This is a genomic window from Xanthomonas sp. DAR 35659, from assembly GCF_041242975.1.
Taxonomy (GTDB): Bacteria; Pseudomonadota; Gammaproteobacteria; order Xanthomonadales; family Xanthomonadaceae; genus Xanthomonas_A; species Xanthomonas_A medicagonis.
Map to the genome: position 1 here is coordinate 2,139,606 of NZ_CP162488.1, position 13,722 is coordinate 2,153,327.

Below are 13,722 nucleotides of genomic sequence, written 5' to 3' on the forward strand. Positions count from 1 at the left end.
GATCCAACGATCCGCTACAGCGTTATACCTCGCTTCCTCCTTGCAACCAGCCGCCGAACCCCCGGCGTACCCACCCCTGAGAAACCGTGTTCCAAGGAGAAAGTCCATCATGAGCAGTCGCGAAAACGGCACCGTGAAGTGGTTCAACGATGCCAAGGGTTTCGGCTTCATCAGCCGCGAGAATGGCGAGGACGTGTTCGTGCACTTCCGCGCGATCCAGACCCAGGGTTTCAAGAGCCTGAAGGAAGGGCAGAAGGTCAGCTTCACCGTGGTGCAGGGCCAGAAGGGCCTGCAGGCCGACGCGGTGCAGCCGATCTGAGCGCCGACGCGCGTCGGCGCGCCGCCGATGCGCCCTCGCGCGCAGCAAAAAGGCCCGCCGTGCGGGCCTTTTTGCATTGCGGCAGCGCGCGGGTCGCCGCTTAGCGCGGCACCACGCGTCCGTTCACCACCCGCACGTAGGTGTTTTCGCGGACCCCGGCCAGGTCGCGCTGATTGACCACGATCACGCGGCCATCGTCCATCTGCACATGCACGTCGTAGGTGTCGCTGGTGACGTTTTTCTGGATCTGGTTGCCGGCCAGGGCGCCGGCGGCGGCGCCGGCGACCGCCGACACGTTCTGGTTGCCCTTGCTGCCGCCGGTATGGTCGGAAATCTCATGGCCGGCGACCGCGCCGACGATGCCGCCCAGGATCGCGCCGGTGGCGCTGGGCGCGGTACGGCCCGAGGGCACGGTGTCGATGCGGGTGACGATGCCGCAGTCGGCGCAGCGGTTGTCCGAGTAGCCGCGCGAAGGCTGGCTGTAGCCGCCGCCATAGCCGGGGGACGTGGCGCAGCCGGCCAGTGCCAGGGCGGCGATGGCGCCGGTGGCCAGTAGTTGGATCTTCATGCGTGCTCTCCTCGACAGACGTGAAATGAATGCGGCATCGCCGCGTTCGCAGGCATCCTGTCCGCCACCGCGTGAATGCAACGCCAATCCAGGCCGGATCGCGGCACGCGGGGCCGTGCGGCGTCAGCCGCAATTCAGCGGCGGACCGCGCTTGCGGGCCAGCGAGGGCTCCGCCGAATCGCGGCTGCGGTCGCGCCGACAGACGGGCTGGCGGTCAGCGGAAATCGCGGTGGCAGGCGTCGCAGGCGTCGTCGATGCGTTGCCGCAACTGGTCCAGCGCGGCGCAGCTGTCCGGCGCATTGCTGGGCGCGGTCTGCAGGGTGGAGCGCAGCGCCAGCAGGTGCTCGCGAAAGCGCGCATCGTCGGCGAGCGCCGGAAAGGCGGTGTCCACCTGCTCGCCGAGCAGGCGCAGCGTCTGCAGGTGCGGCTGCGCGTCCGCCGCGCCGCAGCGGCCCTGCGCGCGGCTGCGCTCGAGCAGCGCCAGTTGTTTGCCCATCACCTGCATCAGGCTGGACGGGAACGGATCCTGCCGCGCCTGCAGCGCGCGCAGCGTCATTACCGCGGCGACCAGGCCGATCAACAGCCCTGCGACCAGCACGAACAGATAGCGCGATGCGGCGGAAGCGGGCGGGGAAGGGCTGGCTATGGGCGTGCGGGAGGAAAGGGAACGCCGATGGTACGCCGCTGCCGCCGCATCGGCCGCAGGTGGATGCGCGGCGGGCGCTGGTGCCGCCCGCGATGAAATAAACTGCGCGCATGAACGAACAATTGCGTGAGCGCTTCGCCGGCATCGACCGGCTGTACGGGCGCGGGACCGTCGAGCGCCTGGCGCAGTGCCGGGTGGCCGTGGTGGGCATGGGCGGGGTCGGCTCGTGGGTGGTGGAAGCGCTGGCGCGCTCGGCGGTCGGGCACCTGACCCTGATCGACGCCGACGACATCTGCGTCTCCAACACCAATCGCCAACTGCCGGCGCTGCAGGGGCAGTACGGACGCAACAAGGCGCGGGCGATGGCCGAGCGCTGCGTGGCGATCAATCCGGCGATCGAGGCGGTCGCCGTCGAAGCCTTCCTGACCCCGACCAACATCGCCGAGTTGCTCGGCGGCGGCTTCGATCTGGTGATCGACGCCTGCGACAGCTTCCGGGTCAAGGTCGAGACCATCGCCTGGTGCCGCCGGCGCAAGCTGCCGCTGCTGACCGTGGGTTCGGCCGGCGGGCGCACCGACCCGACCCTGGTGCGCATCCGCGACGTGTCGCGCACCGAGCACGACGCGATGCTGGCGCTGATCCGCAAGAAGCTGCGCGGCGAGTTCAATTTTCCCAAGAATCCGCAGCGCTACTTCGGCGTGCCGGCGGTGTACTCGCTGGAGAACGTGCGCTATCCGCAGGCCGACGGCAGCGTGTGCGGGCTGCGGCCGCAACTGGGGCCGGACGCGGCGCTGAACCTGGATTGCGGCGCCGGGCTGGGCGCCGCCACGCATATCACCGGCGCGTTCGCCTTCGCTGCGGCGGGCAAGGCGCTGGAGCTGCTGTTGAAACCGTCGGCGCGGCGCGGCGCTGCCGCCGAGACGGTCAGCGGGCGCGAGGCGGCGCTGCCGGATCCGCAGCCGCAGCCCGCATCGGAGGCGGCTGGCGGGTGATCAGCCGCTCCAGGTCCTGCACCGGCTGCGGCCGGCCGAACAGGAAGCCCTGGAAGTGCAGGCAGCCCATCGCCGCGAGCATCTCGCGCTGCTGCGCGTCCTCGACCCCTTCGGCCAGCGCGACCATGCCCATGATCGCGGAGATCTCGACGATCTTGGCCAGCAACTGGCGCGCCGAGTCGTCGGCCCTGGCGTCGTTGACGAACTGCCGGTCGATCTTGAGCTTGGTGACCGGCAGGGTGCGCAGCATCGCCAGCGACGAGAAGCCGGTGCCGAAATCGTCCAGCGCCCAGCCGATGCCCAGGGCCTTGAGTTCGTGCATCCTGCCGCGCATCGCGCCGGTATCCACGTACAGCGCCGATTCGGTCAATTCGAATTCCAACAGCGAGGGCGACACCTCCGCCTCGGCGATCACCTGCCTGACCGAAGCCACGAAACCGGCATCGAGCAACTGCACCGGGCTGACGTTCACCGCCACCACCAGCCTGGACAATGCCGGGTCCTGCGACCAGCGCCGCAGCGTCGCGCAGGCCTGACGCAGCACCTCCAGGCCGACCTCCCGGATCAGTTGGCTCTCTTCGGCCAGGGGAATGAACTTGTCCGGGGTCAGCAGTTTGCCGTTGGGATGCCGCCAGCGCACCAGCGCCTCGGCGCCGAGCATGGCGCCGGTCGCGTCGACCTGGGGCTGGTACAGCACTTCGATCTCGCGGTTTCCGACCGCGCGCGCCAGTTCGCGTTCCAGCGAGATGCGCGCGTTCACGTCGCTGCGATAGATGTGCACCACGCCGGCGAGCAGCGCCGAGGCCAGCACCAGATTCGAGGCCGCCCCGACCATCCGCACATGCAGCGGCGGCGACACCGGCGCGATGACGTCCAGCAGGCCGGTCCCGAAGACCACGAACATCGCCAGGCAGGCCAGCGGAAACACGACGGCGCGGTAGCGGCGGCGCCGATCGAACACGAACTGCGCCCCGGCCGCCAGCGGCAGGAAGAACGTATGCACGGTGCGCGGGACATTGCCGATCGGCGCGTCGATCAGCGAGATCACCAGCACCACGAGGAAGATCCCATGCGCGACCAGCGAGAGCGATGCCTCGTCGCCGTGCTTGCCGCCGCACAGCGCCAGCACGCCGACCGCGATGAGGCAGACGAAGGCGAACGCCAGTTCGGGCCTGCCGTTGAGCAGGTAGCAGATGGTCCACACCGCGCCGACCGCGGTACAGGAGATCCCGGCCAGTTTGCGGATGGTACGGATCTTGTGGCTGCGGTTGCCGTCGCGGAACTTGAGGCTGACCCAGTCTTCGCCGTTGGACGGTGTCCGTTCCGACCCTGCCTTGCTCTTCATCGTCCATCGCCCCGCGTGCGCGTCGGCCACCGCGCTGTGCTGGCGGCGGGGCGCGTGCAGGGCGCTGACGCCCATCGCCTGCGCACGGGGAGCGCGAATTCGCCTTCGGTCATGCCGATGGCCGTGACGCGGCGGTCCGATCCGGCCCAGGCCGTTGGCTCCATGCCCTCGCTTTTGCGTTGCCGAGCGCGGGTGGGGCGCCTGCCGGCACGCGCACAGGGAGCCGACGCCACGCCACGCCGGTCACGCCAGGAACGGCCGGCCCGCCGGCGCGCAAGCAAGCGGGGTAGGGGCGGCGTGTCGTGTTGGTGAGTGCCGCTTTGCCACGTCGGAGCCTGGCGGAGAGGAAGCCATTCGCAATAGGCGCACACTATCAGAAGCGCATGCAGGCCGACGCTGCGCGAACGCGACGAGGCCGTCACCAGTTCACAGTTTCGCGAGAAAGCCGCGCCGGGCGCGGCTGCTCACGCGTCCAGGCCGAACAGCCGCCGTGCGTTGTCGGTGGTGTGCGCGGCGATGGCGGCCGCTGGCGCGTCGCGCAGCGCGGCGATGGTCTCCAGGACCGTGCGCAGCCGTGCCGGCTCGTTGCGCTGGCCGCGGATCGACGCATCGGGCTGGTCCGGCGCATCGGTTTCCAGCAGCAACTGCTGCAGCGGCACCGCGGCGGCCAGCCGGCGTAGCCGTTGCGCGCGGTCGTAGGTGACCGGGCCGCCGAGGCCGATCAGGAAATCCAGCGCGTGCAGTTGCTGCGCCTGCTCGGCGCTGCCGCCGAAGCTGTGCACCACGCCGCGCAGGCGCCCCACCTTGCGGATCGCCAGGATCACCGCGTCGACCGCGCGCCGCGCGTGCACGATCACCGGCAGGTCGAACTCGCGCGCCAGGTGCAACTGGCCGATGAAGTAGCGCTGCTGTTCGGTGGGGTCCAATCCCTCGACGAAGAAGTCCAGGCCGCATTCGCCGATCGCGCACGGACGTTCGCGCGCGATCCACTCGCCGAGCAACGCCAGATGCTCGGGCCGGTGCTGGTCGAGGAACAGCGGATGCAGGCCGTAGGCCGGATACAGCCCGTCGCTCGCCGCGCATACCGCGCGCAGCTTGGGCCATGCCGCCGCCGTCACCGCCGGCACCACCTGGGCGACGACGCCGGCCGCTTGCGCGCGCGCGAGCACCGCGGCGCGGTCGCCGTCGAATTCGTCCGCGTCCAGATGGCAGTGGCTGTCGATCAGGCGCATCGGCGGCGCTCAGCCGCGACCGCGCCGCGCGCGTGCCGGAACCGGCTCCGGCACGGCCGGCGTGCGCGTCTTCCAGTTGGCCAGCAGCAAGGTGCCCAGGCCGAACACGATCTCGTCGAGGAACGGAATCGGGTCGGGGATCAGCACGCTCGCCACGAACAGCGCGGCGGTCATCTTGAACAGCGTCGGGTAGCGCAATTTGCCGGCCCAGCGCAGCAGCGGCAGCATGATGGGATTGGGCATGACACGTCTCCGGCCGGTGGATGAAAACGCTAACACGCCCGATATGGCGGCATCCCTGCCGCGGGACCAGTCGGCGTCGCTGAATGTGGCTGAATAGGGAGCGGATTGGTTCAGCTTGGGCATGGTAATCACAGCACCGTAGATAGCGCGGCCCACAACCGCAGGAGAGCAACGATGAAGAGCAATACCACCACCATTCTGGTCGCGGCGGGTGCCTTGCTGGTCGGCGGCGCGGCCACCGCGGCGTTCATGAACAATCGCGACAAGCAGGAGTTCGCTGGCAGCGGCGACGTGCGCCCGGCGCTGGACGCGCGCGGCGACAGCGCGATCGGCAACGATGTCGGCGGCAAGCTGGAATACGCCGATGTGGTCCGGGTCGATCCGATCACGCAGAAGCAGCAGCGCTACGCCGAGGTGATCGGCACCGAGCCGCTGCGCGAGACCTCCACCACCACCACCCCGCGTCAGGTCTGCAACGACGTGGTGGTACAGGAGCGCCTGCCCGAGCGCGACGGCAACGTCGGCGGCACCGTGGTCGGCGCGGTGGTCGGCGGCCTGCTCGGCAACCAGATCGGCCACGGCAACGGGCGCAAGGCCGCCACCGCGGCCGGCGCGGTGGCCGGCGGCTTCATCGGCAACCGGGTCGATCGCAATCACGTGGGCGGCCGCGTGGTCGATCGCACCGAGCGCCAGTGCCACACCGAGAACAGCACCGCGCAGTCCTCGACCATCACCGGCTACAACGTGACCTACCGCAACGACGACGGCACCACCGGCACCATGCGCATGGACAGCAAGCCGGGCAGCCGCATCGCCATGGGCACCCAGGACGTGGTCAAGGGTTACGACGTGACCTACCGCTACGACGGTCAGCAGAAGACCGTGCGCATGGACGACAAGCCCAACAGCGACCGCCTGCCGGTGCTCGACGGGCGCCTGGTCACGCAGACCGCCTCGGCCCGCGACGCGATGGCCAACGACGCGATCAGCCAGCGCTGATCCAGCGCCGCGGTAGTCTCCAGCGAAAGGCCGGCCTGGAGCCGGCCTTTCGCTTTTCGCCGATGGCGCGCGCGCCGATACAATGCGGCTTTCCGTCCGTGCGAGTCCGCCATGCCGTTGCCTTGCGACGATCTGTTGAACGTGGCCGCATTGCTCAGCGAGGAGGAGCGCGCGATCCAGCAGGCGGTGGCGCGCTTCGTCGATGCGCGGGTGCTGCCGATCATCGGCGATGCGTTCGACCAGGCGCGGTTTCCCGCCGAGCTGGTGCCGGAGCTGGCGCGGTTGGGCCTGCTCGGGGCGACGCTGCCGCCCGCCGAGGGCGGCGCCGGGCTCAATGCGGTCTGCTACGGCCTGATCTGCCAGGAACTGGAGCGCGGCGACAGCGGCCTGCGCAGTTTCGTCAGCGTGCAGTCCTCGTTGTGCATGTATCCGATCCATGCCTACGGCAGCGAGGCGCAACGCCAGCGCTGGTTGCCGGCGATGGCCGCGGGCAGCGCGATCGGCTGCTTCGGCCTCACCGAGTCCCAGGGCGGCTCCGATCCGGCGGCGATGCAGACCCGCGCGGTCCGCGATGGCGACGGCTGGCGCCTGCGCGGCAGCAAGCTGTGGATCACCAACGGCAGCCTGGCCGACGTGGCGATCGTGTGGGCGCAGACCGAGGACGGCATCCAGGGCTTCCTGGTCGAGGCCGGCACGCCGGGTTTCAGTACCCAGCCGATCGCGCACAAGATGAGCCTGCGCGCCTCGGTCACCTCGGCGCTGTTCCTCGACGAGGTGCACGTGCCCGACAGCCAGCGCCTGCCCGGCGCGCGCGGACTGAAGGGCCCGCTGGGTTGCCTGACCCAGGCCCGCTACGGCATCAGCTGGGGCGCGATCGGCGCGGCCATCGCCTGCCTGCGCGAGGCGCTGGGGTACGCCGGCGAGCGCGTACTGTTCGGGCGGCCGCTGGCGGCCACGCAGAGCGCGCAGTTGAAGCTGGCCGACATGGCCCGGCGCATCGCCACCGCGCAGCTGCTGGCGCTGCAACTGGGCCGGCTCAAGGACGCCGGCACATTGCAGCCGGCGCAGGTGTCGCTGGCCAAGTGGAACAACGTGCGCATGGCGCTGGACATCGCCCGCGAATGCCGCGACCTGCTCGGCGCGGCCGGGATCAGCACCGAGTACGGCGCGATCCGTCATGCGCTGAACCTGGAATCGGTGATCACCTACGAAGGGACCGAGACCGTGCACCAGTTGGTGGTCGGCCGCGAGCTGACCGGTATCAACGCGTTCTGAGCGGTGGGTTCGACAAGGAGCGCGGCCGCGTCGGCCGCGCGCGAGGAGACAAGGACATGAGCATTTTCGATCTGCGCTTGGAGACCGAGCGCCTGCTGTTGCGCCCGCCGAGCGCGGCGGATTTCGAGGCATTCGCCCGGTTCACCGCCGATGCGGAGGCGATGCGCCACCTCGGCGGGGTGCAGGCGCCATCGGTGGCCTGGCGCAGCCTGGCCGCGCTGGTGGGGAGCTGGCAGTTGCAGGGATTCTCGATGTTCTCGGTGATCGAGAAGCGTAGCGGGCAGTGGATCGGCCGGGTCGGGCCGTGGCAGCCGCATGGCTGGCCGGGGACCGAGGTGGGTTGGTCGATCGTGCGCGCGTCCTGGGGCCAGGGCTATGCGCCGGAGGCCGCCGCGGCGACGATCGACTGGGCGTTCGCGCAGTTGGGGTGGACCGAGGTGATCCACACCATCGCCGCCGACAACGCCAATTCCAAGGCGGTGGCGGCCAAGCTGGGGTCGGGCTACCTGCGCCAGGCGCGCTTACCCGAGCCGTTGCAGGAGCACGAGGTGGAGGTGTGGGGGCAGTCGCGCGCGCAGTGGCAGGCGCGACTCTGAGCCACGCCCATGGCGAAGATCCGGTACTCCGTCAGGGACTGAGTCCCCGCTCTTGCGAATCCCCATTCCCGATTCCCCAATCCCGGCTCTCCAGCAAGGAGCGAACGCATGGCGACCGAACCGCTTCCCCTCACCGTGTACGGCATGGCGCTGTCCGGCAATTGCTACAAGGTGCGGCTGTTGCTGGAGCAGCTCGGCGTTGGCTATCGCTGGGTCGAGATCGATAGCGTCAACGGCCAGACCCGCACCCCGGCGTTCCTGGCCAGGAATCCCAACGGCAAGGTGCCGCTGCTGGAACGCGCGGACGGCAGCACGCTGGCCGAATCCAACGCCATCCTGTGCTGGCTGGCCGAAGGCAGCGCGTATCTGCCCGCCGATTCCTGGCAGCGCGCGCAGGCGCTGAGCTGGCTGTTCTTCGAGCAGTACAGCCACGAGCCGTACGTGGCGGTGGCGCGCTTCGTCCGCGGCTGGACGCCGGCCGATTCGCCGCGCCGCGCCGAGTTGCCGCGCCTGCGCGAGGGCGCGATGCGGGCGCTGGCGGTGATGGAGCAGCACCTGCAGGCGCAGGCCTGGTTCACCGGTCCGGACTACGGCATCGCCGATATCGCGCTGTTCGCCTACACCCACTGCGCCGACGACGCCGGCATCGCGCTGGCGCGCTATCCGGCGCTGGTGGATTGGCTACTGCGGGTGCGTGCGACGCCGGGCTTCGTGCCGCTGCCGCCGTTGCCGGAGGACGTGCAAGCGCGGCTGGCGCTGGCCGAGCGCGGCTGAGGCCGGCGGCGCGCGGCGTTCACCTGCTCGCCGCGTGCCGCCGGCTAGCCTGCAGGTCCATTCGGTCAGGAGCAAGGCCATGAGTCAGTACCGTATCGCCGTGTTCGTCGGCAGCCTGCGCAAGGAGTCGTTCAACCGGCGCTTGGCGCATGCGCTGGAGCGACTCGCCGGCGACCGTGCGCGTTTCGAGTACGTCGAGATCGGCGACCTGCCGCTGTACGACCAGGACCGCGACCATGACTATCCGGAGCAGGGCAAGCGCCTGAAGACGCAGGTCAGCGGCGCCGACGCGGTGCTGTTCGTGACGCCGGAGTACAACCGCTCCATCCCGGGCGTGCTCAAGAACGCCATCGACCTGGGCTCGCGGCCTTACGGCGAGAGCGCCTTCGCCGGCAAGCCGGCCGCGGTCTGCGGCACCTCGCCGGGCACGCTCGGCACCGCGCTGGCGCAGCAGCACCTGCGCAACGTGCTGGCCTACCTGGACATGCCGGTGCTGGGCCAGCCGGAGGTGTTCTTGCGGTTCAAGGAAGGCCTGATCGAGGCCGACGGCCGCATCGGCAGCGAGGACACGCGCAAGTTCCTGCAGGGCTTCGTGGACAAGTTCATCGCCTGGATCGACGAACTGCAGGCCTGAGCGCCGCTGCCGGGTGCGCGCCCGTGCGTTGGCGGGCGGCCGGGCAAGAGCGGCCCGCGGCCACGGTCGCGGCGGCTGCGACGCGTGCCGGCCATGCTGCTGCGTCGGCGGCCGCCGGCGCCTTGCGCCGCGGGGCGCGCGGGCGGTTCTCAACGGGTTGTCCACAGACTTGTCCCTAGCCGCGCCGTGCCGCGCTGACTAAGATGCCCGACCGGGTCGCGCCGTCCGCGCCGCCCGGCGTCCCGCGCCCCCAGCAGAGAAGATCCAGCCCATGTCCGCCCGTCCCGGCTACCGCGGCGACCGCAAAAGCGAGCGTGGCGAGCGCAGCGAAACGCGCATCGACCAACTGCGGGTCCCGCCGCATTCGACCGAGGCCGAGCAGGCCGTGCTCGGTGGCCTGATGCTGGCCCCGGACGCCTACGACCGGGTCAACGACCAGCTCACCGACAACGACTTCTACCGGCGCGATCACCAATTGATCTACCGCGCGATCCGCGAGCTGGCCGAAAAGGGCCGTCCGTTCGACGCGGTGACCCTGGGCGAATGGTTCGAATCGCAGGGCAAGCTCGACATGGTCGGCGACGGCGCCTACCTGATCGAACTGGCCAGCACCACGCCGTCGGCGGCCAACATCGCCGCCTACGCCGAGATCGTGCGCGACAAGGCGGTGCTGCGGCAGTTGATCGAGGTCGGCACCACCATCGTCAACGACGGCTTCCAGCCGGAAGGCCGCGAGAGCGCCGAACTGCTGGCATCGGCGGAAAAGGCCGTGTTCCAGATCGCCGAGGCCGGCGCGCGCGGACGCAGCGATTTCGTGGCGATGCCCGGCGCGTTGAAGGACGCCTTCGAGGAACTGCGCAACCGCTTCGAGAACGGCGGCAACATCACCGGCCTGCCGACCGGCTACAGCGACTTCGATGCGATGACCGCCGGTCTGCAGCCGACCGACCTGATCATCCTCGCCGCGCGTCCGGCGATGGGCAAGACCACCTTCGCGCTGAACATCGCCGAGTACGCGGCGATCAAGTCGAAGAAGGCGGTGGCGGTGTTCTCGATGGAAATGTCGGCCTCGCAGCTGGCGATGCGCCTGATCTCCTCCAACGGCCGCATCAACGCGCAGCGCCTGCGCACCGGCCAGCTCGAGGACGAGGACTGGGCCCGTGTCACCGGCGCGATCAAGATGCTCAAGGAGACCAAGATCTTCATCGACGACACGCCGGGCGTGTCGCCGGAAGTACTGCGCTCCAAGGCCCGCCGGCTCAAGCGCGAGCACGACCTGGGCCTGATCGTGATCGACTACCTGCAGCTGATGTCGGTGCCCGGCAACAGCGAGAACCGCGCCACCGAGATCTCGGAGATCTCGCGTTCGCTCAAGGGCCTGGCCAAGGAGCTGGGGGTGCCGGTGATCGCGCTGTCGCAGCTCAACCGCTCGCTGGAAACGCGCACCGACAAGCGCCCGGTGATGGCCGATTTGCGCGAATCGGGCGCGATCGAGCAGGACGCGGACATGATCGTGTTCATCTACCGCGACGACTACTACAACAAGGAAAATTCGCCGGACAAGGGCCTGGCCGAAATCATCATCGGCAAGCACCGCGGCGGCCCGACCGGGTCGTGCAAGCTCAAGTTCTTCGGCGAATACACCCGCTTCGACAATCTGGCGCACGATTCGGTGGGCGCGTTCGAATAACGGGAACGGCGGCGAAGCGGCTGCCGGTTGTTGCAGCGCGGCAGGCCGCGCCGCGCCGCGCATTCATCGCGGCGTAGCGATATCTCCATCACAGAGCGCCGCGCAGGCGCTCAACTGCGCCGCGCGCGGGTCGATAGGCCGGGAAACCTCCCGGACTCCACGTCATGGCGCTGGCCGTCACCCAAGCGGAAACCTCCGAGCGCGATGCCGCCGTCGCGGTGGCGGCGCTGCGTGCCCAGCTCGGGGCGGCGCCGCTGGACCTCGTGCTGGTGTTCTGCGACGCCCGCTACGACCTGGACGCGCTGGGTCCGGCGCTCAAGGCCGGTTTCGACTGCCCGGTGATCGGCTGTACCGCCGCCGGGCAGGTCGGTGCCTGTGGATTCGAGCGTGGCACGATCGTTGTGGCCGGCCTGCGCGGCGGCGTGCTGCAGGCGCAGCCCTTGCTGATCGCGCCCCTGGGCGACCTGCAGGCGCAGACCGCGGTGGCGGCCGCCGCGGTGCAGGCGGCGGCCGCCGACAAGGCCGGGCGCTGCTTCGCGCTGCTGTTGGTCGATGGCCTGTCCACCTGCGAGGAATACCTGGCCGCGGCGCTGTACCGGATGATCGGCGACGTGCCACTGCTCGGCGGCTCGGCCGCCGACGACCTGCGCTTCGAGCGCACCCGGGTCTACCACGACGGCCGCTTCCTGGCCGATGCGGCGGTGCTGACCCTGTTCCATTCGACGCATCCGTTCGTGGTGTTCAAGCTGCAGCATTTCGTCGCCAGCGACATCGAGCTGGTGGTCACCGAGGCCGACCCGGCGCGGCGCCTGATCCGCGAGATCAACGGCGAGCCCGCGGCGCTGGCCTACGCCGCGGCGATCGGGGTGCCGCTGCCGGCGCTGGACCCGCAGGTGTTCTCGACCCATCCGCTGGTGCTGACCCTGGCCGGCGAGCCGTACGTGCGCTCGATCCTGCGCGTCAACGACGACCTGTCGCTGACCTGCTACTGCGCGGTGGAGGAGGGCATGGTGGTATCGGTGGGCAAGGCGGTGGACGCGATGGAGACCCTGCAACAGGGCTTTGCGGAGATGCGCGAAACGGTGCCGGACCCGGCGCTGGTGATCGGCTGCGACTGCGTCCTGCGCCGCCTGGAGTTCGGCCAGTCGCCCCTGCAGCAGGAGGTCGGCGCATTCATGGCGCGGCAGCGGGTGTTCGGCTTTTCCACCTTCGGCGAGCAGTTCAATGGCCTGCACGTCAACCAGACCTTCACCGGCGTGGCGATCGGGAGATGAGCATGGGTGCCGATGCCGCGATGCAGGCAATGCCGCAGCACCTGCTGGCGTCTTGCATGGATGCCGACGCGGCGCTGATCGTCGAACTGCGGCGGCAACTGGCCGCGCGCGACAAGGTGATCGCGGTGCTGAAGAAGCGGGTCACCGCGCGCGACGACGCGGTGGCCTCGCCGTTGGCGACGCTGCAGCAGAACATCGCGCTGGGCAAGGTGGTGGCGCTCAAGACCCAGGAGCTCAACCGCGAGCGGCAGGAACTGGAGCAGGCGCTGGCCGAACTGGGCAAGGCGCAGAGCGCGCTGCTGCAGGCGCAGAAGATGGAATCCATCGGCCAGCTCGCCGCCGGCATCGCCCACGAGATCAACACCCCGGCACAGTACGTGCGCGACAACCTGGCCTTCGTCTGCAAGGCCAAGCAGATCCTCGACCAGGTGTTCGACATGACCTTCGCCATCGTCGATGCGGCGCGTGCGCAGGGCGTGGCGCCGGAGCTGGTCGCGGCGCTCGACGCGCAGGTGAGCTCGTCCAAGTTCCAGTACCTGCGCCGGCAGACCCCGGAAGCGCTGCAGCAGTCGCTGGAAGGGCTGGATCGCATCACCAGGATCGTCAGCGCGATGAAGGCGTTCTCGCATCCGTCCGCCGGTGTGAAGGAACCGACGGACCTGCGCGAACTGATCGAGACCACCATCACTGTCGCGCGCAACGAATGGAAGTACGTGGCCGAGGTCCAGACCGAGTTCGGCGCCGACGTGCCGCCGGTGCCGTGCCTGCGCGACGAGATCGCCCAGGTGCTGCTGAACCTGCTGGTCAACGCGGCGCACGCGATCGAGGACACGCTGGTGCCGGGTCGACGTGAGCAGGGCCGGATCCGCATCGTCCTGCGCCGGGCCGGCGATTGCCACGTGGACCTGTGCGTCGGCGACGACGGTGCGGGCATTCCCGAGGCGATCCGCGACAAGGTGTTCGATCCGTTCTTCACCACCAAGCCGGTCGGCAAGGGCACCGGCCAGGGCCTGGCGATCGCCTACTCGACGGTGGTGGAAAAACACCAGGGACGGATCTTCTTCGAATCGGCAGTCGGGCAGTCCGGCACCACCTTCGTGGTACGGCTGCCGTTGCGCGCCGACGCGGGGTGAGC

The 13,722-nt window shown here is 69.6% G+C and carries 15 protein-coding genes; 10 read left to right on the forward strand and 5 right to left on the reverse strand.

What is annotated here, in order from left to right; all coding sequences use genetic code 11:
• Positions 1 to 109: 109 nt before the first annotated feature.
• Positions 110 to 319 (forward strand): cold-shock protein, encoded by a 210-nt coding sequence (locus AB3X07_RS09120; protein WP_369944169.1) that lies wholly within the window; start codon positions 110 to 112, stop codon positions 317 to 319.
• Positions 320 to 419: 100 nt separating this feature from the next.
• On the opposite strand, the gene AB3X07_RS09125 is transcribed toward AB3X07_RS09120, so the two are convergent.
• Together AB3X07_RS09125 and AB3X07_RS09130 are read right to left on the reverse strand one after the other, a co-directional pair.
• Entirely contained in the window at positions 420 to 887 is a 468-nt protein-coding gene (locus AB3X07_RS09125) for a glycine zipper 2TM domain-containing protein (RefSeq protein ID WP_369944171.1), read from the reverse strand.
• A gap of 214 nt (positions 888 to 1,101) precedes the next feature.
• Positions 1,102 to 1,533, reverse strand: a complete 432-nt coding sequence (locus tag AB3X07_RS09130; protein WP_369944701.1) for a hypothetical protein — start codon at positions 1,531 to 1,533, stop codon at positions 1,102 to 1,104.
• A 110-nt stretch (positions 1,534 to 1,643) separates the two neighbouring features.
• Here AB3X07_RS09130 and AB3X07_RS09135 point away from each other — a divergent pair, with 110 nt between their 5' ends.
• Positions 1,644 to 2,525, forward strand: a complete 882-nt coding sequence (locus tag AB3X07_RS09135) for a tRNA threonylcarbamoyladenosine dehydratase (RefSeq protein ID WP_369944172.1) — start codon at positions 1,644 to 1,646, stop codon at positions 2,523 to 2,525.
• Here AB3X07_RS09135 and AB3X07_RS09140 read toward each other — a convergent pair.
• The 3 genes from AB3X07_RS09140 to AB3X07_RS09150 form a co-directional block, all read right to left on the reverse strand.
• A complete protein-coding gene (locus tag AB3X07_RS09140; protein ID WP_369944173.1) occupies positions 2,458 to 3,870 on the reverse strand; it encodes a putative bifunctional diguanylate cyclase/phosphodiesterase in 1,413 nt (470 codons plus the stop codon). The two genes, AB3X07_RS09135 and AB3X07_RS09140, sit on opposite strands and share 68 nt — an antisense overlap.
• 464 nt (positions 3,871 to 4,334) lie before the next feature.
• On the reverse strand, positions 4,335 to 5,102 hold the full coding sequence (locus tag AB3X07_RS09145) for a TatD family hydrolase (protein WP_369944174.1): 768 nt from the start codon (positions 5,100 to 5,102) through the stop codon (positions 4,335 to 4,337).
• Positions 5,103 to 5,111: 9 nt separating this feature from the next.
• A complete protein-coding gene (locus AB3X07_RS09150; RefSeq protein WP_369944175.1) occupies positions 5,112 to 5,345 on the reverse strand; it encodes a DUF6116 family protein in 234 nt (77 codons plus the stop codon).
• Positions 5,346 to 5,519: 174 nt separating this feature from the next.
• Between AB3X07_RS09150 and AB3X07_RS09155 the strand changes: the two genes are divergently transcribed.
• The 8 genes from AB3X07_RS09155 (at position 5,520) to AB3X07_RS09190 (ending at position 13,720) form a co-directional block, all read left to right on the forward strand.
• Positions 5,520 to 6,344 carry a glycine zipper 2TM domain-containing protein gene (locus tag AB3X07_RS09155; protein ID WP_369944176.1) on the forward strand — a complete coding sequence of 275 codons (825 nt, stop codon included), beginning with the start codon at positions 5,520 to 5,522 and terminating at the stop codon, positions 6,342 to 6,344.
• 111 nt (positions 6,345 to 6,455) lie between these two features.
• A complete protein-coding gene (locus AB3X07_RS09160) occupies positions 6,456 to 7,619 on the forward strand; it encodes an acyl-CoA dehydrogenase family protein (RefSeq protein ID WP_369944178.1) in 1,164 nt (387 codons plus the stop codon).
• A gap of 56 nt (positions 7,620 to 7,675) precedes the next feature.
• The gene (locus AB3X07_RS09165) at positions 7,676 to 8,215 is read left to right on the forward strand and encodes a GNAT family N-acetyltransferase (RefSeq protein WP_369944180.1); all 540 of its coding nucleotides are present in this window, start codon (positions 7,676 to 7,678) and stop codon (positions 8,213 to 8,215) included.
• A 108-nt stretch (positions 8,216 to 8,323) separates the two neighbouring features.
• Positions 8,324 to 8,989 (forward strand): glutathione S-transferase family protein, encoded by a 666-nt coding sequence (locus AB3X07_RS09170; protein WP_369944182.1) that lies wholly within the window; start codon positions 8,324 to 8,326, stop codon positions 8,987 to 8,989.
• Between the two features lie 79 nt (positions 8,990 to 9,068).
• Positions 9,069 to 9,623, forward strand: a complete 555-nt coding sequence (locus AB3X07_RS09175) for an NADPH-dependent FMN reductase (RefSeq protein ID WP_369944184.1) — start codon at positions 9,069 to 9,071, stop codon at positions 9,621 to 9,623.
• 271 nt (positions 9,624 to 9,894) lie between these two features.
• Positions 9,895 to 11,313, forward strand: a complete 1,419-nt coding sequence (locus AB3X07_RS09180) for a replicative DNA helicase (protein ID WP_369944185.1) — start codon at positions 9,895 to 9,897, stop codon at positions 11,311 to 11,313.
• A gap of 164 nt (positions 11,314 to 11,477) precedes the next feature.
• A complete protein-coding gene (locus AB3X07_RS09185; protein WP_369944187.1) occupies positions 11,478 to 12,587 on the forward strand; it encodes an FIST signal transduction protein in 1,110 nt (369 codons plus the stop codon).
• Positions 12,588 to 12,589: 2 nt separating this feature from the next.
• Positions 12,590 to 13,720, forward strand: a complete 1,131-nt coding sequence (locus AB3X07_RS09190) for a sensor histidine kinase (RefSeq protein ID WP_369944188.1) — start codon at positions 12,590 to 12,592, stop codon at positions 13,718 to 13,720.
• The last annotated feature ends 2 nt before the right edge of the window (positions 13,721 to 13,722 follow it).

Coding starts and splice junctions, on each gene's coding strand:
- AB3X07_RS09120 (WP_369944169.1), top strand. CDS start 110: ATGAGCAGTCGCGAAAACGGCACCGTGAAGTGGTTCAACGATGCCAAG.
- AB3X07_RS09125 (WP_369944171.1), bottom strand. CDS start 887: ATGAAGATCCAACTACTGGCCACCGGCGCCATCGCCGCCCTGGCACTG.
- AB3X07_RS09135 (WP_369944172.1), top strand. CDS start 1,644: ATGAACGAACAATTGCGTGAGCGCTTCGCCGGCATCGACCGGCTGTAC.
- AB3X07_RS09140 (WP_369944173.1), bottom strand. CDS start 3,870: ATGAAGAGCAAGGCAGGGTCGGAACGGACACCGTCCAACGGCGAAGAC.
- AB3X07_RS09145 (WP_369944174.1), bottom strand. CDS start 5,102: ATGCGCCTGATCGACAGCCACTGCCATCTGGACGCGGACGAATTCGAC.
- AB3X07_RS09150 (WP_369944175.1), bottom strand. CDS start 5,345: ATGCCCAATCCCATCATGCTGCCGCTGCTGCGCTGGGCCGGCAAATTG.
- AB3X07_RS09155 (WP_369944176.1), top strand. CDS start 5,520: ATGAAGAGCAATACCACCACCATTCTGGTCGCGGCGGGTGCCTTGCTG.
- AB3X07_RS09160 (WP_369944178.1), top strand. CDS start 6,456: ATGCCGTTGCCTTGCGACGATCTGTTGAACGTGGCCGCATTGCTCAGC.
- AB3X07_RS09165 (WP_369944180.1), top strand. CDS start 7,676: ATGAGCATTTTCGATCTGCGCTTGGAGACCGAGCGCCTGCTGTTGCGC.
- AB3X07_RS09170 (WP_369944182.1), top strand. CDS start 8,324: ATGGCGACCGAACCGCTTCCCCTCACCGTGTACGGCATGGCGCTGTCC.
- AB3X07_RS09175 (WP_369944184.1), top strand. CDS start 9,069: ATGAGTCAGTACCGTATCGCCGTGTTCGTCGGCAGCCTGCGCAAGGAG.
- AB3X07_RS09180 (WP_369944185.1), top strand. CDS start 9,895: ATGTCCGCCCGTCCCGGCTACCGCGGCGACCGCAAAAGCGAGCGTGGC.
- AB3X07_RS09185 (WP_369944187.1), top strand. CDS start 11,478: ATGGCGCTGGCCGTCACCCAAGCGGAAACCTCCGAGCGCGATGCCGCC.
- AB3X07_RS09190 (WP_369944188.1), top strand. CDS start 12,590: ATGGGTGCCGATGCCGCGATGCAGGCAATGCCGCAGCACCTGCTGGCG.